This is a genomic window from Schumannella sp. GW821-FHT10F01 (assembly GCF_058809295.1).
The window spans coordinates 86,462-107,496 of sequence record NZ_JBXASM010000003.1; the positions used below are offsets into that span (position 1 = coordinate 86,462).

A 21,035-nucleotide genomic window follows, 5' to 3' on the forward strand; every position below is an offset into this window, starting at 1 on the left:
ACCGGCCGAGATGCCGTCGCCGGCGAACCGGATCAGGCCGAGAGGCGCGCGATGAGATCCGGGAGGTCGGCCATGTCGTCGAACGTGACGACGGCGCCGGCCGCCTCGAGGTGCGCCGGGGAGCTGTGCGCCGGATCGTCCGGCGTGTAGCCGAGCACGAGCGCGCCGGCCGCGACTCCGGCGGTCACGCCGGCGACGCTGTCCTCCACGACGACGCAGCGTGCGGGATCGACGCCCAGCGCCGCGGCGGCCGCGAGGTAGACGTCCGGCGCCGGCTTGCTGCGCGGGGTCTCCATGCCGCTGAAGATGCGGCCGGCGAAGGCGTCGAGCAGGCCGGTCTTCGTGAGCTGCAGCTCGACCTTGTGGCGGTCGGCGCCGCTCGCGCAGGCGACCCGGCCGTCGAAGCGCTCGGACAGCGTCCGCACCGCCGCCTCGGCGCCCGGCACCGCCTCCAGCTCGCGCAGCAGCGCCGCGTCGCGGCGCTCGCGGAACTCGAGCAGCCAGTCGTCCGTCATGCGGAAGCCGGTGTGCTGCTCGATCACGTCCGCCTCGTCGCGGAGCGCGCGGCCGACGAACCGGCTGAAGCACTCCTCCGGCTCGATCTGCCAGCCGAGCTCGATCAACATCTCGCGGAGCACGGTGTTCGTGATCCGCTCCGAGTCGACGAGCACGCCGTCGCAGTCGAAGAGCACGGCGTCGAGCGGGCGGGGAGCGATCGGAGGCACGTGCGCGAGGGTACCGGGCACGTCGGAACCGCCGGAGCGCGTCCGGTGCGAGAAGGGCGCTCGTAGGCTGTGGCCGTGGCGGATCCGGGATCGCTCGTGCTCACCGGAGCGGCCGTGCTCGACGAGCGCGGATCGTTCGCGGACGGGCTCGACGTCGTCGTGCGCGACGGGGTGGTCGTCGAGCTGGCGCGCCCCGCCCGCCGCGACCCGGACGCGACCCACGTCGACCTGACCGGCCGGTGGCTGATGCCCGGCGTCGTCGACTGCCACGACCACATCTCGTGGAACCAGTTCCACGCGGCCGACCGCGAGCGGCTGAGCCCGGCCGAGCGGCGCGAGGGCGCCGAGCGCGCGCTCGCGACGACGCTCGCCGCCGGGGTGACGCGCGTCCGCGACGCCGGCGGGGCGGATGCGGACCTCCAGGACGCCGTGCGGTCGGGCGCGATCCCCGGCCCCCGCCTCGCGATCTCGGTGCGGATCCTCGACGGCACGGGACTCGCGCCGGGCGACGCCGACGGCCTGCGGCGCCGCGTCCGAGCGGCCCTCGACGAGGGCGCCGAGTGGATCAAGCTCGCCGCGACGGGCGGGGTCACCGCGCCCGAGGGCGCCGAGCTGGAGCCGACGCTCGACGCCGGGCAGCTGCGGGCGGCGGTCGAGGAGGCCGCGCGCGGCGGCGCCCGGGTCATGGTGCACGCTTGGGGCGGCCCGGCGATCGACGACGCCATCGCGGCCGGCGCGGGCTCGATCGAGCACGCGATCTTCCTCACCGAGGAGCAGGCGCACGCGGCCGCGGCCGCCGGGGTGACGATCGTGCCGACGCTGACGATCTACGACGAGGTGCGCCGGCTCGCGCTCGCCGGCGAGCTGCCGACGATGGTCGCCGAGCGGACCGCGCGGGTCGCGGCCGCGCATCCGCTCGCCGTGCGGCGGGCGCGGGACGCGGGCGTGCGCATCGCGCTCGGCAGCGACTTCGGCACCCCCGGTCAGCACGGCAGGAACCTCGCGGAGATCGCCGCGCTCGCGGAGGCCGGGCTCGGGATCGAGGGGGCGCTGCTCGCGGCGACGAGCGCGGGGGCCGAGCTGCTCGACCCTTCGACAGTCTCAGGGATCCGAGGTGAGGGCTCAGGGATCCGAGGCGGGGGCTCAGGGATCCGAGGCGGGGGCGGCGGGATCCGACCGGGCGCCGTGTTCGACGCGATCGTGCTCGGTGCGGACCCGTCCGACCCGGCCGTCTTCCGCGACCCGGCCACGGTGACCGCGGTGTTCCAGGGCGGAATCGCCGTGGCCTCAGCAGGGTTGATTACGCGATGAGACTCCCCCGTACCGGCCGCCGCGAGCGCGGTCGTACCGTGGAGCCCATCCCGTCCGCCGTCCCGAGGTCTCCCGTGTCCGCACCGCGCATCCGCACCCGTCTCCTGCTCACCTCCGCGCTCGCGATCGGCGCGCTCGCCCTGGCGGGCTGCGCCGGCGCCACGCAGAGCGCGTCGGGATCCGCCACGCCGGTCTCCGGCGGCACGCTGACCTTCGCCCGCACGGCGGCGGTCACCTCGCTGAACCTGCACACCGAGATCACGGCGAACAACGCGTTCGCGATCGACAAGGTGTTCGAGCCGCTGCTCACGTTCGACGCGAAGGGCGCCCTGCAGCCCGCCGTCGCGTCGAAGTACACCGAGAGCGACGACGGCCTCACCTGGACCTTCACCATCCGGAAGGGGATCGAGTTCTCGGACGGCACGCCGGTCACGCCCGACGACGTCGTGTTCTCGCTGCAGACCCACCTCGACGCGGAGGACTCCCCGCTGCCGTTCTCGGCGCCGATCTCGTCGATCGCGGCCGCCGGCGACGACCAGGTCGTCGTCACGCTGTCGTCGCCGTACACGCCGTTCGCGGCCGAGATCGCCGAGTTCTCGAACGGGATCATCCCGAAGGACTACGCCGGGAAGACCGAGGAGGCGTTCTTCGAGAAGCCGATCGGCACCGGCCCGTTCACCGTGTCGTCGTGGAAGTCCGGCGGCGACATCACGTTCGCGAAGAACGCGAACTACTGGAAGCAGGGCGAGCCCTACGTCGACAAGGTCGTCTACACGACCGTCGACGACGACAACCAGCTCGTGTCGCAGCTGCGCGGCGGGCAGGTGCAGGTGATCGACGACGTGCCGCAGGCGAACGTCGCCGACCTGAAGGCCGACTCCTCGCTGACCGTGCACAGCACCGACTCCTGGAACGTCGAGGAGCTGTTCTTCAACACGCGCGACCCGCACTTCTCCGACCGCGGTGTGCGCCGCGCCGTCGCCTACGCGATCGACCGCGAGGGCATCGTGAAGGCGACCTCGTTCGGCACGGCGAAGGCGGCCGACTCGCTGCTGCCCCCGACCATCCCCGGCTACTCCTCCGACATCGACGCCCCCTCGTACGACGTCGCCACGGCGAAGGACGAGCTGGCGAAGTCGGGCTTCCCCACCGGCTTCGAGACGACGCTGCTCATCGCGAGCGACAGCGCGCTCGAGGCGCAGGAGGCCCAGGCCATCCAGGACCAGCTCGGCAAGATCGGCATCACGGTGAAGATCGAGTCGATCGACCGGGCGTCGTTCCGCGAGCGGTTCAAGGCGTTCGACTACTCGTTCATGCTGAACAGCGCGACGAGCGACTACGCCGACCCGAACAGCATCATCGAGTTCCAGGCCGACCCGGAGGGCTTCTCGCAGAGCTACTGGACCGGCTACTCGAACCCGGAGGTGACGACCCTGCTGACGGAGGGCCGGTCGCAGCCGGACGGCGCCGAGCGCGACGCGACCTACAAGCAGATCCAGACGCTCATCGCCGCCGACGCCCCGTACATCCCGCTCTCGTACCCGACGGCGCTCAAGGCGACCAGCTCGAAGGTGCACGGCCTCGTCGTGCTGCCGAACGGCAGCACCGACCTCTCGGGCGTGTGGATCGAGCAGTGATGCACTCTGTCTAGGCGGCCGCTGCTGCGGTGGACGGGGAGGACGCTCGCGCGCGTCCTCCCCGTCGCCGTCGGCGTGGTGCTCGCGACGTTCCTGCTGCTGCGGATCGTGCCGGGTGATCCGGCCCAGTCGATCCTCGGCGACCGAGCCACCGACGAGTCGGTCGAGGCGCTCCGCCGCAAGCTCGGCCTCGACCGGCCGTGGTGGGAGCAGCTCGGCGCGTTCGCCCTCCAGGTCGTGACGCGCTTCGACACCGGCGACTCGCTGCAGTACGGCGTCTCGACGCGCGACCTCGTGCTCTCGCGTGTGGGCCCGAGCCTCGCGATCGTCGGCCTCGCGATCATCGTGACGCTCGTGATCGCGGTGCCGCTCGCCCTCGCCGCGGCGACCCGCAAGGACGGCGTGATCGACCACATCGTGCGCATCATCCCCGCCGTCGGCTTCGCGATGCCGGTGTTCTGGCTCGGCCTGCTGCTCGTGCTCGTCTTCGCGGTGAACCTGCACTGGCTGCCGGTCGGCGGATCGGATCGGGGCCTCGCGTCGTTCCTGCTGCCGGCGATCGCGGTGTCGCTGGCGCTGGCGCCGCCGCTCATCCGCTCGCTGCGCGCCCAGCTGCTCGACGTGCTCGACTCCGACTTCGTGGTCACGGCCCGCGCGGCCGGGCTGGCGCGCGGTCGCGTGCTCGGCAACCACGTGCTGCGGAACGCCGCGCTGCCGACCCTCACGCTGTTCGGGCTCAACATCGCCTACCTCGTCGGCGGCACGCTCGTGGTCGAGAAGGTGTTCGCGATCCAGGGCGTCGGCGCGCTGCTGTTCCAGGCGATCAGCACCCGCGACTTCCCGGTCGTGCAGGGCGTCGCGCTGTACACGGCCGTGCTCGTCGTCATCGTCACCGTGCTGACCGACCTCGCCGTCACACGGCTCGACCCGAGGCTGCGGCGGCCGTGAGCGACCTCCACGCCGCCGCCGTCACCGCCGTCCGCACCGCGGACGCCGCGCCGTCGACCTCGCTCGGGCGGCGGATGCTGCGCTCCCCCGCCTTCGTGGCCGGCGCGGTCATCACCTTCGGCGTCGTGCTCGTCGCGGTGATCGCGCCGGTGATCGCCCCGGTCGGCCCGACCGCGCAGGACCTCGGCGCGAGCCTGCTCCCGCCGTTCTCGCCCGGGCATCCGCTCGGCACCGACCAGCTCGGCCGCGACATCCTCGCCCGGCTCGTCGTCGCCGCCCGCACCGACCTCCGCATCGCGGTGCTCGCCGTGATCGCGCCGTCGGTGGTCGGCACGCTCGTCGGCACGATCTCCGGCTACGTCGGCGGCCCCGTCGACTGGGTCATCGGCCGCATCACCGACACGGTCGTCGCGTTCCCCTTCTATGTCATCGTCATCGCCGTCGTGTTCGCGTTCGGGGCGGGCGAGCTCGGCATCCTCGCGGCCATGGCGCTCGTCGGCTGGGTCACCTACGCCCGGGTCATCCGGAGCACCACGGCCTCGCTCCGCGGCGCGGACTGGGTGCTCGCGGCGCGCGGCGGCGGGCTCTCGGCGCCGCGGGTGCTCGTGCGGCACGTGCTGCCGAACACGATCAGCCAGGCGATCGTGCTGCTCATGAACGACATCGTGTTCGTCATGGTCGCCGTCGTGACGCTGAGCTACCTCGGTCTCGGCATCCAGCCCCCGACGCCGGACTGGGGCACCATGATCCTCGACGGGCAGGCGTTCGTCGCCACCCGCTGGTGGATCTCGGCGATCCCGGGCGCCGCCGTGCTGCTCACGGGCATCGGGCTGTCGCTGCTCGCGGACGGCATCGCGGACGCGGGGCGGACCCGATGAGCGCGCCCCCGGCCTCCGCGCCCGTCGCCTCCGCGCCCCTGGCCTCCGTGTCCGGCCTCGTGCTCGAGGCCGGCGGTGCTCGCGTCGTCGACGGCGTGGACCTCGAGGTCGGCCGCGGCGAGGCGCTCGGCATCGTCGGCGAGTCCGGCTCCGGCAAGAGCCTGACGCTGCGCGCGCTGCTCGGCCTGCTGCCCCGCGGCGTCGTGCAGACGGGCGGGACGGCGGTGGCCGACGGGCGGATCGGGATGGTGTTCCAGGATCCGCTCAGCGCACTCGATCCGCTGCTGCCGGTCGGCGCCCAAGTCGGGGAGGTCTGCCGGCACGTGCGCGGCATGTCGCGGGCTGCGGCCCGTGCGCGGGTGCTGGAGCTGTTCGCCCAGGTCGGCCTCCCGGATCCCGTCGACCGCGCGCGCCGCTATCCGCACGAGCTCTCCGGCGGCCAGCGCCAGCGCGTCGTGATCGCCCTCGCGCTCGCGACGGAGCCCGACCTGCTGCTCTGCGACGAGCCGACGACCGCACTCGACGTGACCGTGCAGGCACAGGTGCTCGACCTGCTCGACCGGCTGCGCCGCGAGCTCGGACTCGGCCTCGTCCTCGTGAGCCACGACGTCGCCGTGGTCGCGCGGATGTGCCCGCGCCTGCTCGTGATGCGCTCCGGCCGGGTCGTCGAGCGCGGCGCCACGGCCGACGTGATCGCGGCGCCGCGGGAGGCGTACACGCGCGAGCTGCTCGACGCGGTGCTGCCGATCCCGGAGCCGGGAGGTGCCGCATGACCGGATCGTCCTCCGCCGCCCCGCCGGTGCTCGCCGTGCGCGACCTCGGCGTCCGCTTCGACGGACTCGACGCCGTGCGCGGCGTCACCCTCGGGCTCGCGGCGGGCGAGGTGCTCGGGCTGGTCGGCGAGTCCGGCTCCGGCAAGACGACCATCGCGCGGGTCGCGACCGGCTTCCAGGCGGCGACGTCCGGCGCCGTCGAGCTCGACGGCGTGCCGCTCGGCGTCCGCCGGGATCGGGAGCAGCGCCGCGCGGTGCAGATGGTGTTCCAGGACCCGTACGCATCGCTGAACCCGCGGCGCACCGTGGGCTCGACGCTCGCCGAGCTGCTGCGGGCACACGGCATCGCGCGCTCGAGGCAGGCGGTCGCGGCCCGCAGCGCCGAGCTGCTCGAGCTCGTCGGGCTGCCGGCATCGGCGCTCGACGCGTTCCCCGGCGGCTTCTCGGGCGGGCAGCGCCAGCGCATCGCCATCGCCCGTGCGCTCGCCGTCGAGCCGCGCGTCCTCGTCGCGGACGAGCCGACCAGCGCGCTCGACGTGTCGGTGCAGCGCCGCGTGCTCGACCTGCTCGACGACCTGCGCGAGCGCCTCGACCTCACCGTGCTGCTCATCACCCACGACCTCGGCGTCGTCGCCCGGCTCTGCGACCGCGTCGCCGTGCTGCGGGCGGGCGAGCTCGTCGAGCTCGCGCCGGCCGCGGCGTTCTTCGCCGGACCGGCCACCGACTACGGCCGCACGCTGCTCGACGCGGCGCCCCGACTCGACAGGAGCCCCGCCCCGTGACCGATCCCCTGCTCGACCCGGAGCCCCTGCGCGCGGAGGACGTCGCGCGCGCCGAGGACGGCGTCGCCCGCCTGCTCGGAGTCGATCGGCCCGGCGACGACGGGGCCGGGAGGCGCGACGTGCTCCTCGTGCAGGCCGAGGCCATCGCCGCGCTCGAGGCGGTCGCCCGCTCCGTCGCGGCCCCGGGCACGACCGCGGTCAATGTGGTGACCGGTCCCTACGGCGCGCTGTTCGGCGACTGGATGCGGGCCTCCGGCGCGCGGGTCGTCGACGTGCGCGTGCCGTTCGACCGGGTGGTGAGCGCCGACGCCGTGCGCGACGCGCTCGACGCGGAGCCCGCGGCGAGCGTGCTCGCCCTCGTCCACGCGGAGGCCGCGACCGGCGGCACGAACCCGGTCGCGCCGATCGCGGCGCTCGCCCGCGAACGCGGCCTGCTCACGGTGCTCGACGCGGTCGCCTCCGTCGGCGCGGAGCCGGTGCTGCCGGCGGACTGGGGCATCGACGTCACCGTCATCGGGCCGCAGAAGGCGCTCGCCGGACCGGCCGGCGTCAGCGCTGTCGCGGTCTCGGATGCCGCCTGGGCCGCGATGGACGCGAATCCCGCGGCCCCGCGCGCCTCGTTCCTGTCGCTGCTCGACCTCCGCGACGCCTGGATCCGGGGCGGTCGCGACATCGTGCCCGGCACGCCGAACGTGCTCGAGACGCGCGCTCTGCTCGCCGCGCTCGACCGGGTGGCCGCTGAGGGCCTCGACGCGGTGATCGCACGCCACGCGGCGGCGCGATCCGCCCTGCTGACGGGCCTCGGCGAGCTCGGACTCGCGCCCTGGCAGGCGGAGCCCGGCGCCCGCGCCGCCGTCGCCACCGCGGTCCGCCTCGAGCCGGGACTCGAGCGCGCGATCGGCGGGATCGTCGGCCCGGGGAACGGGCCGCTCGCCGCCGATCTGCTCCGGATCAACCACACCGGACGCGCGGCGACGCCCGCCGCGGTCGCCGACGCGCTCGCCCGGCTCGGCGCCGCCGTCGGGCGCGGGCCGGGCCGTTCCGCGTAGCGGGCCGTCGCGCGCGCCGCGTACGGTCGAGACCATGAGCCGCCGAGCCCCGACCGCCGTCACCGTGACCGGGCTCGTCGTCACCGTGGCGGGCATCGTGCTCGTGGCCCTGTTCCTGTTCCAGCCGTGGCGCGTCTGCCCCGGCGGCGCGGCGGTGTGCGGCGCGGGGGCGGGCGGCGCACTCGGCCTCGTGCTCGGCGTGGTGCTCGCCGTCGTCGGGCTGATCGTCGCGATCGCGGGGGCCCTGCGCGCGGCGGCCGCGCCGCGCGACGATCGGACCGGCCGCTAGCGCGACTCGGGCTCCGGCTCGGCCTCGACGACCTTGTTGAACCCGGTCACCGGCTGGGCCTCGTCGAAGCTCTGCGGCTGCCGGCGGAACCCGCGGGTGAGGATCAGCAGGTAGGCCAGGCCGACCGCCGCCCAGACGACGCCCGCGATGATCGCATCCGGCTGCAGCTGCGACCAGAGGATGCCGGTGAGCAGCATCGCGACGCCCGGGAGCACGATGTTGCGGGCGACATCCCGCACCGTCTCGCGCTCCCGCTGCCGCACGGCGTAGTACGCGATGACGGACGCGTTGACGAAGGTGAACGCGATGAGTGCGCCGAAGTTGATGAACGAGGAGATGAGCTCGAGCGAGAAGGCGCTCGCGAGCAGGGCGACGATGCCGACGATGACCACGTTGAACAGCGGCGTGCGGGTCTTCGGATGCACGTAGCCGAACACGCGCCGCGGCAGCACGCTGTTGCGGCCCATCACGAGCAGCATGCGCGCCACGCTCGCGTGCGAGGCGAGCCAGGACGCGAGCGTCGCGACGAACCCGGCCGCGACGAAGACGGCCTGGAAGACCGGGCCGCCGACGATGAGCCCGATCTGCGGCAGCGGGTCGTCGGTGAACTCGCCGAACGGCTCGTTGTCGGGGAAGCGCAGCTGGGTGAAGTACGACGCGACCAGGAAGATCATGCCGCCGAGCAGCACGGTGAGCAGGATCGCCCGCGGCATCGTCGAGGTGGACTTCGCCTCCTCGGTGTACATCGTCACCGCGTCGAAGCCGATGAACGAGAAGCACACCACGGTGGCGCCGGTGAGCAGCGCCGGGAGCGCCACCCCGCCGTGCACGAACGGGGTGATGCTCGCCACCGTGCCGGCGCCCGCGCCGCCGGCGAGCTGCACGACCACGATCACGACGAACACGGTCATGACGAGCAGCGCGCCGACCAGCAGCAGCATGTTGAGGTTCGAGGTGCCGCGCATCGTCAGCGCGATGAGCGTCGTCACCAGCGCGCTGAGCACGAGCACGGTCAGCCAGCCCGGGATGGCCGGGAACAGCTGCTCGATGTAGAGGCGCAGGATCAGCGCGTTCACCATCGGCAGCAGCAGGTAGTCGAGCAGCGACGCCCAGCCGACCATGAACCCGAGGTTCGGATGGATCGACTCCCGCACGTAGGTGTACGCCGAGCCCGCCGCCGGGAACACCCGCACGAGGCGGCCGTAGCTGATGGCCGTGAGCAGCATGATCACGAGCGCGATGCCGTACGAGGCCGGCACGGCGCCGTCGGTCTTGTCGGAGACGATCCCGAACGTGTCGAACACGACGGTCGGCGTCATGTAGCCGAGGCCGAGGCCGACGACCGCGGCGAGTCCGAGGCTGCGCTTGAGGCCGCCGCCGGCGGTCGCGGTCGATTCGGGCATCCGGACTCCGTCGGGTCGAGGGCTGGGGATGCCCCATCATGGCGGAGTCGGCGGCCGCGTCAACAGCCCCGGCGGCCGCCCCCGTCGACGGCCCGGGCGATCAGTGCGGACCGGCGGGCAGCCAGCCCTCCCCGCACGCGCCGCCGTCCTGTGCCTCGGCGATGACGACCTCGCGGCCGTCGAGGTCGAGCAGCGGGTTGTAGAACCGCGCCACCTCGAAGCTGTCGACAGGCACGTAGTGGAAGATCAGCGAGCGGCGGAAGCGGTCGGCGGAGCGGTTCGGCCCGGAGCCGTGCACCATGCTGCCGTGGAACAGGAGCACGTCGCCCGGGTCCATCTCCGACTGCACGACCTCCATGCCGTCGGGCAGCCGGATGCCGTTGCTCGTGAACGACTCCTCCGGATCCGCGTCCTCGGTGCACTGGATCTCGATGCGGTGCGAGCCGGGGACGACCTTGAGCCCGCCGTTCTCGCCGTCGACCCGGTCGATCGCGATCCAGGCCGCGATGCAGGTCTCCGGGTGGGCCTGCAGGAACAGGTTGTCCTGGTGCATGGCCTGGCCGCGGGCCGTCGGGGGCTTGAAGTAGAACATCGACTGCGCGGCGTAGACCGGGCCGACCGCGTCGACGACCGGACCGGTGATGCGCGGATCGAGCATCCACTGCCGGGCGAGGCGGCCGACCTCGAGCTCGGTGCGGCGGTGCGGATGGACGAACCGCGGATAGCGCGCGAGCACGTCATCGGCCGCGAGGTGGTCGTCGTGGCCGACGGAGCGGTCGCGCTCGACCTGCTCCATGAACACGTCGCGGATCGCGGACACCTCGTCCGGGGCGAGCAGGCCCCGGAGCTGGACGATGCCCTCGCGGGCGTAGTCGTCGGCGAGGGTCTCGGGCGTTGACGTCATCGTCGCGGTCTGCATGCGTCCATCGTCCGCTTCCGGCGCCGGGCCGACCATGGCATGATGCCGGACGATCATGGAAGATCCGACGACGGCGGCACGAGCCGCCTCCCCCGTCACCCCCCGGCGCGAGGCCGTCCATCCGCGCGTCGTCCGCGTGGCTGCCGGAGAGTTCCGCGCCCGCGCCGACTACGACACCTGGCGCGAGCGCGGCACGAGCGACTGGCTGCTGCTGTACACGATCGACGGAGCCGGCCGCATCGTCACCCGGTCCGGCCGGCTCGAGACGGCCCCGGGCGACGTCGTGCTGCTGCGGCCCGGCGCCCGGCACGACTACGGCACCGCCGGCGCGTCGTGGTCGCTCGCGTTCGCGCACTTCCATCCGCGGGCCGAGTGGACGCCGCTGCTCGAGTGGCCGGAGCCGGCGCCGGGCGCCTCGCGCGTGCCGGTCGCCGCGGCCGTGCGGCCGCGCGTGCTCGCGGCGCTGCGGGCTGCCGTCCGCGCCGCGAGCGGCTCGCTGCCCCGGTCGCAGCTGTTCGCCGTGAACGCGCTCGAGACGGCGCTGCTCTGGATCGACACCCAGAACCCGCTCCGTGGCGGCATGGACCCCCGGCTGCTGCGCGTGGTCGAGCACATCGGCGCCGAGCTCGCGGGCGACCTCTCGGTGCCGGCGCTGGCCCGGGTGGCGCACCTGTCGCCGTCGCGGCTCGGCGAGCTGTTCCGCGCCTCGCTCGGGGTGTCGCCCCAGCGCTACGTGGAGCGCGAGCGGCTCGCGCGGGCCGCCTCCATGCTCGCCTCGACCTCCCGCTCGATCGCCGATGTCGCGCGCGACGTCGGCTGGGACGACCCGCTGTACTTCTCCCGGCGGTTCCGCGGCCTGCACGGGCTGAGCCCCACCGCCTTCCGCGAGCGGGAGGCCACACGGGAGACCCCCTGACGGGGCAGGGCGGTATCACAGCAACGTCCTCTAGATTCGATGCAATCGCATCAGCGTGAACTCCAAGTTCGGCCGAAGGGCTGTTCCCCACGGAAGCAGCCGCATGTCGAGCACTGCCGTACCCGCATTCCGTCGCACCGGCCGCCGCGAGAACCTCCGCGACACCGGCACATCGAGCTACGCCGAGCTGCTGGAGCGCGTGCGGGCCGCCGGCCTCCTCGAGCGCCGCACCGGCTTCTACTGGAGCGTGTTCGGCGTGCTCGCGGCACTCACGATCGGCGCCGGCGCCGGTGTCGTGCTGTTGCACGACAACTGGCTCGTGCTGCTCGTCGCCGGCGGGCTCGGCGTGATCCTCACCCAGTTCGCCTTCCTCGCGCACGAGGCCGCGCACAGCCAGATCTTCGCCTCGCGCAAGTGGAACACCCGAGCGGCGCAGTGGCTCGCCACCTTCGTCGTCGGCATGAGCTACTCGTGGTGGCAGAACAAGCACACCCGCCACCACGGCAACCCGAACACGGTCGGCAAGGATCCCGACATCGAGCAGGACACCGTCTCCTTCCTCGAGGAGGACGCGGCCCAGCGCCGTGGTCCGCTGCGCTGGCTGACCCGGGTGCAGGGCTGGGCGTTCTTCCCGCTGCTCACGCTCGAGGGCGTCAACCTGCACTGGCACTCGGTGCGCGCGCTCGTGACCGGCCGCGGCCTCAAGGGCACCCGCCGCGACCGCGCCCTCGAGATCGCGCTCGTGCTCGTCCGCTTCGGCCTCTACGCCTGGGCGATCTTCACGTTCCTCCCGTTCGGGATGGCGTGGGCGTTCCTCGGCGTGCAGCTCGTCGTCTTCGGCATCATGATGGGCGGCTCGTTCGTGCCGAACCACACCGGCATGCCGATCATCGCGGCGACCGCCCGCATCGACTTCTTCTCCCGCCAGGTGCGCACCTCGCGCAACATCGGCGGCCCCGGCCGGTTCATGGAGTTCGCCATGGGCGGCCTGAACCACCAGACGGAGCACCACCTGTTCCCGAGCATGGCGCGCCCGAACCTCCGTGCCGCGTCGCACCACGTGCGCGAGCACGCGCTCGCACAGGGCGTGCCCTACACGGAGACCGGGCTGGCCGAGGCCCTCGGCATCGTCGTCCGGCACCTCAACAAGGTCGGCCTGGCCGCTCGCGACCCGTTCGCCTGCCCGGTCGTGGCCCAGTACCGCATCACCTGATCGGGCGCGGGGCGGCGACGCCCAGCGCGCGACTACTCGACGTCGGGCTCGGTCTTGCCGCGCCCGACGATGAGCGGATCCGGGATGCCGACCACGTCGTGGTCCTTGCCCGGGTACTCGAACTGCGTCAGGAAGTACCGCATCGCGTTGAGGCGGGCGCGCTTCTTGTCGTTCGAGCGGATGGTCACCCACGGCGCCGAGCGCTTGTCGGTGCGCGCGAACATCTCCAGCTTCGCGGCCGTGTAGTCGTCCCAGCGGTCGAGCGACTGCACGTCGATCGGCGACAGCTTCCAGCGCCGCACCGGGTCGAGCTGGCGGATCGCGAAGCGCGTGCGCTGCTCGCGCCGCGTCACCGAGAACCAGAACTTCGTCAGGTGGATGCCGGAGTCGATGAGCATCCGCTCGAACTGCGGCGCCTGGCTCATGAACGTCTCGTACTGCTCGTCGGTGCAGAAGCCCATCACGCGCTCGACCCCCGCCCGGTTGTACCAGGAGCGGTCGAACATGACGATCTCGCCGGCACCCGGCAGGTGCTCCACGTAGCGCTGGAAGTACCACTGGCCCTGCTCGCGCTCCGTCGGCCTGCTCAGCGCGACCACGCGCGAGGTGCGCGGGTTGAGGTGCTCGGTGAAGCGCTTGATCGTGCCGCCCTTGCCCGCCGCGTCGCGCCCCTCGAACAGCACCACGACCCGCTGGCCGGTGTCCTCGAGCCAGTACTGGCACTTCAGCAGCTCGATCTGCAGGTAGTACTTCGCGCGCTCGTAGCCCTCGCGGTCCATCCGCTCGTCGTAGGGGTAGTCGTCGCGCCAGGTCAGCACCGGATCGCCGTGCGGATCGATGAGGTCCGGGTCGGGCGTGTGCCCGTCCGACACCGAGTAGCCGGCCTGCCGGAGCTCCTCGATGTACTCCCGCATCGACTGCGAGTAGGGGTCCGTGACCGTCATGCTGGCGCTCCTCCGCTCGGCCCGGTCGTGCCGGGTCGAGCGGGATCGTAGCGACCCGCGGTGCACGGGAGGTTGCCGGGTACCGGCCGGCGGAGCCCGGCGACGGCGTCTCGCGCGTCGGCGTCCGGAAGCGGGTCGCCCGCGAGCCGACGCCGGTGTTCAGATCGACGACGGCTGCCCCCTTGGAGCAGATCACCGACCCGTGCACGCCCCCTGCCGCTCGGCCTCGGCCAGCGCCTGGCGCGTCCGAGCGCGAGACGACCATCCCGTGCGCTTCAGCACGGGTTCAGCACCCGCACGCCACACTGTCCGCATGCGGGTGCTGCTGGTCGACGACGAGGTGCGCCTCGCCGACGGCGTCCGTCGCGGCCTGGAGGCCGAGGGCTTCGGCGTCGACGTCGCGTCGAACGGCGTCGACGGGCTGTGGTTCGCGCGCGAGCACGACTACGACGCGATCATCCTCGACCTGATGATGCCCGGCATGAGCGGCTACGTCGTCTGCCGTACGCTCCGCGACGAGGGCGACTGGACGCCGATCCTCATGCTGACAGCGAAGGACGGCGAGTGGGACGAGGTCGGGGGCCTCGACACCGGCGCCGACGACTACCTTGTGAAGCCGGCGCGCTTCTCGGTGCTGCTGGCGCGGCTGCGCGCGCTGGTCCGCCGCGGGGCTCGGGAGCGCCCGGCAGTGCTGGAGGCCGGCGACCTCGCACTCGATCCCGCGACGCGGCGGGTGACGCGCGGGGAGCGACCCATCGAGCTCACCTCGCGCGAGTTCTCGGTGCTGGAGTTCCTGCTCCGCCACCGCGGCTCGGTGGTGTCGAAGCGCGAGGTGGTGGCCGGGGTCTGGGATGCCGCGTACGACGGCGATCTCAACATCGTCGAGGTCTACGTCGGCCGCCTGCGCGATCGTGTCGACCGACCGTTCGGACGTGCTTCGATCGAGACGGTCCGCGGGGCGGGCTACCGGATCGCGGACGATGGCTGACCGTCCTCGCCGCGGCGCGACGCTGCGCATCCGGGTCACGGCGGCGTCCGCCGGGGTGATGCTGGTGCTGCTCGCGCTCGGCGGCGCGCTGTTCGTGGTCGCGCTCGACGCACGACTCGCCGATTCGGAGCGCGCCGTCGCCGGGGATCTCGCCGACACGGTCGAGACGCGGATCGGCGACGGCGACGATCCGCTCCTCGGCGTGGACGATGACGCGATCGTCCAGCTGCAGCGCGACGGCGAGGTGACCGCGCAGACCGAGGAGGCGGCCGACGAGACGGACGGACCGCTGCCGGCGTCCGACGGCGCCCGTGTGGTCCTCGACGGCGAGCCCTATGTCGTCGCCGCCGAGGAGGAGGACGGCCGGCACGTCGTCGTCGCCCGATCGCTCGAGTCCGTGGCGGAGGCGACGCACGCCGCCGCCGGACTGCTCGCCATCGCCGTGCCGGCCGCGACGGCCCTCATCGCCGCGCTGGTCTGGATCGTGGCCGGGCGGGCGCTGCGGCCGGTCGAGCGCCTCCGCGCCGCGGTCGAGGGCATCCCGGCCGACGATCTCGCGGCGCGGGTCGAGCCGCCGGCGGGCGCGGCGGAGCTCGGCGCCCTGGCCGACACGCTCAACGGCCTGCTCGACCGGATCCGTTCGTCGCAGCACGCGCAGCGGCGTTTCGTCGCGGACGCGTCCCACGAGCTCCGGTCGCCGATCGCGAGCCTCCGCCAGCACGCCGAGCTCGCGGCCGACTACCCCGACGCCACGGACCTGGCGTCGTTGGCCGAGGTCGTCGATGCCGAGTCGTCGCGCCTGGCGGACCTGGTCGATGCCCTGCTCGTGCTCGCGCGCTCCGGGGAGGACGGCGGCGTCCGGCGCGAGCCGGTCGATCTCGACGACCTCGTGGTCGCGGAGGCCGCCCGCCTTCGCGTGCTGGGCGCGACCGTCGAGGCCGAGGTGGTCGCGGTCCGCGTCGTCGGCGATCCCGGGCTGCTCGCGCGAGCGCTGCGGAATCTCGGCGACAACGCCCGCCGACATGCGCGGGCCCGGATCCGCCTCGAGCTGACGGTCGGACACGGCGCGGCCCTCATCGTGGTGGAGGACGACGGCGACGGCATCCCCGCCGAGGAGCGACGCCGGGTGTTCGACCGCTTCGTTCGCCTCGACGAGGGGCGGTCGCGCGATGCCGGGGGCTCGGGGCTCGGCCTCGCCATCGTCGCGGAGGCCGCGGCACGGCACGGCGGCACGGCCTCCGCCGCGGAATCGACGCTCGGCGGGGCACGTCTCGAGCTCCGGCTGCCCGCTTCCTGACCGCCGGTTCAGGCCGATTCAGCGCGGCGACAGCATCGGCTGGGCAGTCTCGATGGCATGGACACCACCACCAGCACGATCGGCCGTCCCGCCCGCCGGATGCTCGCCGCCCTGCCCGTCATCGCCGTCGCCGGAGCGCTGCTCGCCGGCTGCAGCATCGCGCCGGGGACCGAGGGCGCGCCCTCCGGCTCCTCCTCCACGAGCTCCCGCTCATCAGGCTCGACGGCGGACGCGCTGCTCGACATCGGCGCCGCGGCGGAGCGGGCGGTGCCGGCCGGCACGATCATCTCGATCGAGCGCGAGGACTCCGGCACCTGGGAGGTGCTCCTCGCCGATGAGGCCGGAGCGGAGACCGAGGTGCATCTGACCTCGGACGGCGCCGTCACGACGGGCCCGACCGCGAAGCCCGATGACGAGGACGACGCCGTCGAGAACACGGCGTTCCTCGCCGCGGCGAAGGTCACCTACAAGGAAGCCGCCGGGAAGCTCACCGACGCGCAGGCCGGTGAGATCGTCGAGCTCAACCTCGATGACCACGCCGGCGCGATCGTGTGGGAGGGCGACGTGATCGACTCGTCCGGCACGAAGCACGGCCTGCGTCTCGACGCGGCATCCGGCTCCGTCGTGAGCCGGAGCACCGACAGCACCGACGAGGACTGAGGGCCGCGCCCCGCCGAGTCAGGCGGTGAGCAGCTCGTCGGCGACGATCGACTCGCCCACGCCGAGCGCGATGCCGACCTGGGCGTGGCGGCGCAGCTTCTCGGTGAGCTTGTCGACGTGGTCGACGTCGACCGCGACGCGCACGCCGTCGCGGAGGATCGAGATCGTGTTGCCGGGGAAGTGGCTGCCGCTCGCCCCGACGACGACCGCCTCGGCGCCCGACAGCAGGTGGTCGGCGAACTCGTTCCAGCCGTCGTGCGCGGCGGCGGGAGCGGGGGCGTCGCGGAGCATGCGGAGGTCGTGCGCGGCGAGCGTCATCGCGCCGATCGCGCGGAGGAAGACGCCGTTGACCCGGTCGTCGGAGTGCTTCTGCATCGGAGTTCCATTCGGCGAGGAGGGCGACGCGGGATCGCGGTTCGGCACCGCGTGCGTCTCGTCCCGACGCTAGCAGATCGCTAGAAGTTTTAGATAGTTCTTCTAGGCGTTCGGCCGGGCATCCGTGGAGGGGAACGCTCTGGACATCCGCCGGATCAGCGCGGTCGCCGCGGCGACCGCGTCCGGGTCCCAGCCCTCCGCCACCGCACCGGCCGCGCGGTCGAACGCGGCGAGCGACGACCACGGCTCGGTGTGCGGGTCGACCGTGGCGTGGACGAGCCGCGTGCGCCGGTCGGACTCCGACGACTCCCGCCGCAGCAGGCCCTTCGCCGCCAGCCGGTCGATGAGCACGGTCGTCGACGCGCTCGAGATGCCGAGGTGGCGGGAGATGTCGCCGGCCCGCGTTCCGGGATGCTCGAGCACGAAGCGGACGGCCTTGAGGTCCATCTCCCGGATCTTCAGGGCGACCAGCCCGGGCAGCGAGGCCTCGCGGGCGGCGGCCGCGTAGTCGCGCAGCGCGCCGAGCAGCTCGTGCGCCGGCGTCTCGTGGTCTGTCACCGATGTCCGCTTCCGTCGGGGCTGAAGGTGTGGCTCCCCGAGTCACGATAGGAGATGCCCGCTCGTCCGCCGTGCGCCCGCGCGTGTTCGGAGCGCGTTCCCGGTCTCGCTACGATCGCACTCGTGCAGTCGGAGGAGGGGCCCGGACCCGCGGATGGCGCCGCGCCGGCTCCGGATGGCGCAGCACCGGCCCCGGACGGCGCAGCACCCGCCCCGGACGGCGTCGCGGGAGCGCCGCTGCTGCTCGGCCGCTACCGGCCGCTCGCGCCCCTCGCGCAGGGCGGCATGTCGACGGTCTTCCGCGGGCGCGACGAGTCGATCGGGCGCATGGTCGCCATCAAGGTCTTCAGCGCCGGCGACAACGCCGATATCGTGCGCTTCCGCGACGAGCTGCGGGTGCTCGCGAGCCTGAGCCACCACGGCGTGGTCTCGATCGTCGACGCCGGGATCGACCAGTCCACGCCGGACGACAGCAGGCCGTTCCTCGTGATGGAGCTGGTGCAGGGGCAGACGCTGCGGTCGCTGCTCGATGCGCGTCCGCTCTCGGTGCCGGAGATCGGCGGGATCGTGTTCGAGATCGCCGAGGCGCTCGACTATGTGCACTCCCAGGGCGTCGTGCATCGCGACGTCGGGCCGGCGAACGTGATGATCACCGACTACGGGTCGCGCTCCGCCAGGCCGCGCGCGCGGCTCACCGACTTCGGGCTCGCGCTCGAGACGAGCGCCGCCACGGCCCGGGAGCCCGACGAGCCGCTCCTCGGCACGGCCGCCTACGTCAGCCCCGAGCAGGTCTACGGCGACGCGCTGACGTCCGCCTCCGACATCTACTCGCTCGGGCTCGTGCTGCTCGAGTGCTTCACCCGCACCGTCGAGTTCGAAGGCGATGCCGTCGAGTCGGCTCTGGGGCGGATCGAGCGCGACCCGCGCATCCCCGACTCGGTGCCCGCCGACTGGGCGGACCTGATCCAGGCGATGACCGATCACGAGCCCGGCTCGCGGCCGGCCGCGGCCGACGTGGTCGAGGCGGCCCGCGCCGCGCTCGCGCGCCCAGCGCCGCGGCACGCGTCCGACCCGGCGTGACAGCTGCGCCGCGGGGCGGATCCGCAGGCGTGCCGACCCTCGGGTAGTCGGTCACGGCCGCTCAGGCGGTCGCGCCGACCACGTCGAGTGTGATGCGGTCGCGACCCTCCCGCTTGGAGCGGTACATGGCGGTATCGGCGCGGATGAGCAGCTGCTCGGCGGTCAGGCCGTCGCGCGCCGCCGCGTCGGCGACGGCGACGCCGACGCTCGCGCTCACCGCGCGGCCGATGCCCGGCAGCGGACGGCGCACCGCATCGCGGATCCGCTCGGCGACGTCGCGCGCCGTCTCGGGCGACACCTCGTCGCAGAGCACCACGAACTCGTCGCCGCCGAGCCGGGCGATGGTGTCCGACGCGCGCACGACCTCGCGCACCCGGTCGGCGACCTCCCGCAGGGCGGCGTCCCCGGCTGCGTGGCCGAGCTCGTCGTTGATCGTCTTGAAGCCGTCGAGATCGAAGAAGATCACCGCGATCGTCGTCGCGGTGCCCGCGGCGCGCAGGTCGAGCTCGTCTCGGAACGCCGACCGGTTCGGCAGCCCGGTCAGCTGATCGTGCCGTGCGAGGCGCTCCAGTTCGTGCTGGAGACGAAGACGGCGGAGCGTCTGGGCGGCCTGCAGCGCGAGCAGCCGCTGCACCTCGCCGGTGCCGTCGTCGAGCTCGGGCCGTCGGCGGTGGAACAGCACCAGGACGCCCAACGCGGCGCTGCCGTCGGTGAGCGGCACGATGGTGACGGACTCGTACCGCGCGCGCCGCAGCGACGCCGCGATCCAGTCGAATCGGCCGTCCGTCGTCTCTGCCAGCACCTCGATCGGCTGCCCGGACACCATCGCCTCCGCGCCGGCACCCGAGGGCCGGGCCTCGATGTCGAGCGGGTTCGCCCCGCCGGCGAGCGTCAGAGATCCCGCGCCGTCGTCGAGGAACACCGCCGTCTCCGTCGCCGCGAACCCCCGCCGCGCGTGATCGGCGAGGCGCTGGGCGAGCTGCTGCTCCGAGGCGCTCGCCCCGAAGTCCGTCTCCGCCTCGTAGAGCACGCGGAGCCGCTCCGCGCCGGCCTCGGCGGCGCGGCGGGCGGCGACCAGCTCTCGCTCGAACTCGGTGCGCGCCGACGACTCGAACACCGACGTGCGGATGATCGGCCCGTCGCCCGCCGCTCCGCGGTCCTCGAGCACCGAGGTGACGAGCACGGGCACGTCGGCGCCATCCGGCCGGCGCAGGCTCAGCGCGACCTCGTCGATCCGCCCGGTGAGCGTGAGGACGGGCAGGTGCCGGGTCTCGTAGAAGAGCTGGCTCGGCGGGCTCAGCAGCGTGCGGAACAGGGCGCCGGGCAGTGCGGCAGCGTCGCGGCCGGAGAGATGGGCCAGGGCGCGGTTCGCGCGCACGATCCGGCCGGCGGCATCCGTCACGAGCAGTCCGCTCGGCGCGCGGTCGAACGGCCCGTCGTCGTCGGGCGAGGAGGACCCGGTCATCCGACGAAGCCGCGGATGGTCGAGGCCAGCTCGTCCGGGTCGGACAGGTTCGGCGTGTGCCCGCTCGTCTGGAGGACGACGAGCTCGCTGTCGGCGATGCGCTCGCTCACGAAGCGGCCGACCTGCTCCGGCGCGATGACGTCGTCGGTGCACTGGATCACGAGGGTCGGCACGCGCACCTGCTCGAGGTCGTCGCGGTTGTCCGACAGGAAGGTGACGTGGGCGAACTGGCGCGCGATCGCGGGGTCGGTGCGGCAGAAGCTCTCGGTGAGCTCCGCGCCGGCCTCCGGGTTGGCGTCACCGCCGGCGATCATCGGGGCCGCGACCTGAGCCCAGCCGAGGTAGTTGGCGTCGAGGGCGTCGAGCAGCCCGTCGATGTCGGAGCGCGACCATCCGCCGACGTAGGCGCCGTCGTCGACGTAGCGGGGCGACGGGCTCACGAGCACGAGCGACGTGATGCGCTCCGGCTCGCGCACCGACGCGAGCACCGCGATGATCGCCCCGACGGAGTGGCCGATCAGCACGACGTCGTGGAGGTCGAGCTCCGCGATCACCTCGACGGCGTCGTCGGCGTAGGCGTCGAGGGAGTCGTAGCGGCCGGGATCGTAGGCCGACAGGTCCGACCCGCCCGCGCCGACGTGATCGAAGAGGACGACCCGGAAGCGGTCGGCGAACTGGGCCGCGACGTGCGCCCAGACCTCCTGGCTGCACCCGAACCCGTGCGCGAACACGAGGGGGCGCCCCGTCGGATCGCCGGTGACGGTGACGTTGTTGCGCCGCAGCACACTCGAGGCGGTCGCATCCACCGGCACTCCCTTCCCTCGC

22 protein-coding genes are annotated in these 21,035 nt (G+C 73.4%); 14 read left to right on the top strand and 8 right to left on the bottom strand.

The genetic code is table 11. The features are described from left to right. Nucleotides 1–32: 32 nt before the first annotated feature. Nucleotides 33–725 (bottom strand): HAD family hydrolase, encoded by a 693-nt coding sequence (locus AC1RSJ_RS05230; RefSeq protein WP_493117285.1) that lies wholly within the window; start codon nt 723–725, stop codon nt 33–35. 75 nt (nt 726–800) lie between these two features. Here AC1RSJ_RS05230 and AC1RSJ_RS05235 point away from each other — a divergent pair, with 75 nt between their 5' ends. The 8 genes from AC1RSJ_RS05235 to AC1RSJ_RS05270 all read left to right on the top strand — a co-directional run bounded on the left by AC1RSJ_RS05235 (nt 801) and on the right by AC1RSJ_RS05270 (nt 8,392). Further along, nucleotides 801–2,036, top strand: coding sequence for an amidohydrolase family protein (locus AC1RSJ_RS05235; protein WP_493117286.1), 1,236 nt, complete (start codon nt 801–803; stop codon nt 2,034–2,036). Nucleotides 2,037–2,110: 74 nt separating this feature from the next. After that, entirely contained in the window at nt 2,111–3,673 is a 1,563-nt protein-coding gene (locus AC1RSJ_RS05240) for an ABC transporter substrate-binding protein (protein WP_493117287.1), read from the top strand. Nucleotides 3,674–3,748: 75 nt separating this feature from the next. Beyond that, nucleotides 3,749–4,621, top strand: a complete 873-nt coding sequence (locus AC1RSJ_RS05245; protein WP_493117288.1) for an ABC transporter permease — start codon at nt 3,749–3,751, stop codon at nt 4,619–4,621. After that, on the top strand, nt 4,618–5,499 hold the full coding sequence (locus tag AC1RSJ_RS05250; RefSeq protein ID WP_493117289.1) for an ABC transporter permease: 882 nt from the start codon (nt 4,618–4,620) through the stop codon (nt 5,497–5,499). The genes AC1RSJ_RS05245 and AC1RSJ_RS05250 overlap by 4 nt, the downstream gene beginning before the upstream one ends. Further along, entirely contained in the window at nt 5,496–6,272 is a 777-nt protein-coding gene (locus AC1RSJ_RS05255) for an ATP-binding cassette domain-containing protein (RefSeq protein ID WP_493117290.1), read from the top strand. Before AC1RSJ_RS05250 ends, AC1RSJ_RS05255 begins: the two co-directional genes overlap by 4 nt. Then, on the top strand, nt 6,269–7,054 hold the full coding sequence (locus AC1RSJ_RS05260; RefSeq protein ID WP_493117291.1) for an ABC transporter ATP-binding protein: 786 nt from the start codon (nt 6,269–6,271) through the stop codon (nt 7,052–7,054). The genes AC1RSJ_RS05255 and AC1RSJ_RS05260 overlap by 4 nt, the downstream gene beginning before the upstream one ends. Continuing rightward, nucleotides 7,051–8,103, top strand: a complete 1,053-nt coding sequence (locus AC1RSJ_RS05265) for an aminotransferase class V-fold PLP-dependent enzyme (RefSeq protein ID WP_493117292.1) — start codon at nt 7,051–7,053, stop codon at nt 8,101–8,103. The genes AC1RSJ_RS05260 and AC1RSJ_RS05265 overlap by 4 nt, the downstream gene beginning before the upstream one ends. 34 nt (nt 8,104–8,137) lie before the next feature. Then, nucleotides 8,138–8,392: a hypothetical protein gene (locus AC1RSJ_RS05270; RefSeq protein ID WP_493117293.1), complete on the top strand. Its 255-nt coding sequence runs from the start codon at nt 8,138–8,140 to the stop codon at nt 8,390–8,392. On the opposite strand, the gene AC1RSJ_RS05275 is transcribed toward AC1RSJ_RS05270, so the two are convergent. Both AC1RSJ_RS05275 and AC1RSJ_RS05280 read right to left on the bottom strand, forming a co-directional pair. After that, complete coding sequence (locus AC1RSJ_RS05275) at nt 8,389–9,795, bottom strand: APC family permease (RefSeq protein ID WP_493117294.1); 1,407 nt, start codon at nt 9,793–9,795, stop codon at nt 8,389–8,391. The genes AC1RSJ_RS05270 and AC1RSJ_RS05275 overlap by 4 nt on opposite strands. A gap of 100 nt (nt 9,796–9,895) precedes the next feature. Further along, on the bottom strand, nt 9,896–10,714 hold the full coding sequence (locus AC1RSJ_RS05280) for a phytanoyl-CoA dioxygenase family protein (protein WP_493117295.1): 819 nt from the start codon (nt 10,712–10,714) through the stop codon (nt 9,896–9,898). A 136-nt stretch (nt 10,715–10,850) separates the two neighbouring features. On the opposite strand from AC1RSJ_RS05280, the gene AC1RSJ_RS05285 reads away from it, so the two are divergent. Next, a complete protein-coding gene (locus AC1RSJ_RS05285; protein WP_493117296.1) occupies nt 10,851–11,630 on the top strand; it encodes a helix-turn-helix domain-containing protein in 780 nt (259 codons plus the stop codon). A 103-nt stretch (nt 11,631–11,733) separates the two neighbouring features. Continuing rightward, on the top strand, nt 11,734–12,843 hold the full coding sequence (locus tag AC1RSJ_RS05290; RefSeq protein ID WP_493117297.1) for a fatty acid desaturase family protein: 1,110 nt from the start codon (nt 11,734–11,736) through the stop codon (nt 12,841–12,843). Between the two features lie 32 nt (nt 12,844–12,875). Here AC1RSJ_RS05290 and ppk2 read toward each other — a convergent pair whose 3' ends face one another. Continuing rightward, nucleotides 12,876–13,787, bottom strand: coding sequence for a polyphosphate kinase 2 (gene ppk2, locus AC1RSJ_RS05295; RefSeq protein WP_493117298.1), 912 nt, complete (start codon nt 13,785–13,787; stop codon nt 12,876–12,878). 313 nt (nt 13,788–14,100) lie between these two features. Here ppk2 and AC1RSJ_RS05300 point away from each other — a divergent pair, with 313 nt between their 5' ends. Genes AC1RSJ_RS05300 through AC1RSJ_RS05310 form a run of 3 tightly spaced genes read left to right on the top strand, consistent with a single transcriptional unit; the run spans nt 14,101 to nt 16,732 of the window. Further along, complete coding sequence (locus AC1RSJ_RS05300; protein WP_493117299.1) at nt 14,101–14,775, top strand: response regulator transcription factor; 675 nt, start codon at nt 14,101–14,103, stop codon at nt 14,773–14,775. Next, complete coding sequence (locus AC1RSJ_RS05305) at nt 14,768–16,072, top strand: sensor histidine kinase (protein ID WP_493117300.1); 1,305 nt, start codon at nt 14,768–14,770, stop codon at nt 16,070–16,072. Before AC1RSJ_RS05300 ends, AC1RSJ_RS05305 begins: the two co-directional genes overlap by 8 nt. Before the next feature lie 57 nt (nt 16,073–16,129). Further along, nucleotides 16,130–16,732: a PepSY domain-containing protein gene (locus AC1RSJ_RS05310; protein ID WP_493117301.1), complete on the top strand. Its 603-nt coding sequence runs from the start codon at nt 16,130–16,132 to the stop codon at nt 16,730–16,732. 18 nt (nt 16,733–16,750) lie between these two features. On the opposite strand, the gene AC1RSJ_RS05315 is transcribed toward AC1RSJ_RS05310, so the two are convergent. Both AC1RSJ_RS05315 and AC1RSJ_RS05320 read right to left on the bottom strand, forming a co-directional pair. Continuing rightward, nucleotides 16,751–17,107 (bottom strand): hypothetical protein, encoded by a 357-nt coding sequence (locus AC1RSJ_RS05315; protein WP_493117302.1) that lies wholly within the window; start codon nt 17,105–17,107, stop codon nt 16,751–16,753. Between the two features lie 102 nt (nt 17,108–17,209). Then, complete coding sequence (locus tag AC1RSJ_RS05320) at nt 17,210–17,665, bottom strand: MarR family winged helix-turn-helix transcriptional regulator (RefSeq protein ID WP_493117303.1); 456 nt, start codon at nt 17,663–17,665, stop codon at nt 17,210–17,212. A gap of 123 nt (nt 17,666–17,788) precedes the next feature. Between AC1RSJ_RS05320 and AC1RSJ_RS05325 the strand changes: the two genes are divergently transcribed. Continuing rightward, nucleotides 17,789–18,745 (top strand): serine/threonine-protein kinase, encoded by a 957-nt coding sequence (locus tag AC1RSJ_RS05325; protein WP_493117304.1) that lies wholly within the window; start codon nt 17,789–17,791, stop codon nt 18,743–18,745. Nucleotides 18,746–18,806: 61 nt separating this feature from the next. Here AC1RSJ_RS05325 and AC1RSJ_RS05330 read toward each other — a convergent pair whose 3' ends face one another. Further along, entirely contained in the window at nt 18,807–20,210 is a 1,404-nt protein-coding gene (locus AC1RSJ_RS05330; protein ID WP_493117305.1) for a sensor domain-containing protein, read from the bottom strand. Continuing rightward, nucleotides 20,207–21,016, bottom strand: a complete 810-nt coding sequence (locus AC1RSJ_RS05335) for an alpha/beta fold hydrolase (RefSeq protein ID WP_493117306.1) — start codon at nt 21,014–21,016, stop codon at nt 20,207–20,209. Before AC1RSJ_RS05335 ends, AC1RSJ_RS05330 begins: the two co-directional genes overlap by 4 nt. Nucleotides 21,017–21,035 lie beyond the last annotated feature (19 nt).

Excerpts from the sequence above, each read along its gene's own strand:
- AC1RSJ_RS05255 (WP_493117290.1), top strand. The coding sequence starts at position 5,496 with ATGAGCGCGCCCCCGGCCTCCGCGCCCGTCGCCTCCGCGCCCCTGGCC.
- AC1RSJ_RS05260 (WP_493117291.1), top strand. The coding sequence starts at position 6,269 with ATGACCGGATCGTCCTCCGCCGCCCCGCCGGTGCTCGCCGTGCGCGAC.
- AC1RSJ_RS05270 (WP_493117293.1), top strand. The coding sequence starts at position 8,138 with ATGAGCCGCCGAGCCCCGACCGCCGTCACCGTGACCGGGCTCGTCGTC.
- AC1RSJ_RS05275 (WP_493117294.1), bottom strand. The coding sequence starts at position 9,795 with ATGCCCGAATCGACCGCGACCGCCGGCGGCGGCCTCAAGCGCAGCCTC.
- AC1RSJ_RS05280 (WP_493117295.1), bottom strand. The coding sequence starts at position 10,714 with ATGCAGACCGCGACGATGACGTCAACGCCCGAGACCCTCGCCGACGAC.
- AC1RSJ_RS05290 (WP_493117297.1), top strand. The coding sequence starts at position 11,734 with ATGTCGAGCACTGCCGTACCCGCATTCCGTCGCACCGGCCGCCGCGAG.
- ppk2 (WP_493117298.1), bottom strand. The coding sequence starts at position 13,787 with ATGACGGTCACGGACCCCTACTCGCAGTCGATGCGGGAGTACATCGAG.
- AC1RSJ_RS05300 (WP_493117299.1), top strand. The coding sequence starts at position 14,101 with ATGCGGGTGCTGCTGGTCGACGACGAGGTGCGCCTCGCCGACGGCGTC.
- AC1RSJ_RS05305 (WP_493117300.1), top strand. The coding sequence starts at position 14,768 with ATGGCTGACCGTCCTCGCCGCGGCGCGACGCTGCGCATCCGGGTCACG.
- AC1RSJ_RS05310 (WP_493117301.1), top strand. The coding sequence starts at position 16,130 with ATGGACACCACCACCAGCACGATCGGCCGTCCCGCCCGCCGGATGCTC.
- AC1RSJ_RS05315 (WP_493117302.1), bottom strand. The coding sequence starts at position 17,107 with ATGCAGAAGCACTCCGACGACCGGGTCAACGGCGTCTTCCTCCGCGCG.
- AC1RSJ_RS05330 (WP_493117305.1), bottom strand. The coding sequence starts at position 20,210 with ATGACCGGGTCCTCCTCGCCCGACGACGACGGGCCGTTCGACCGCGCG.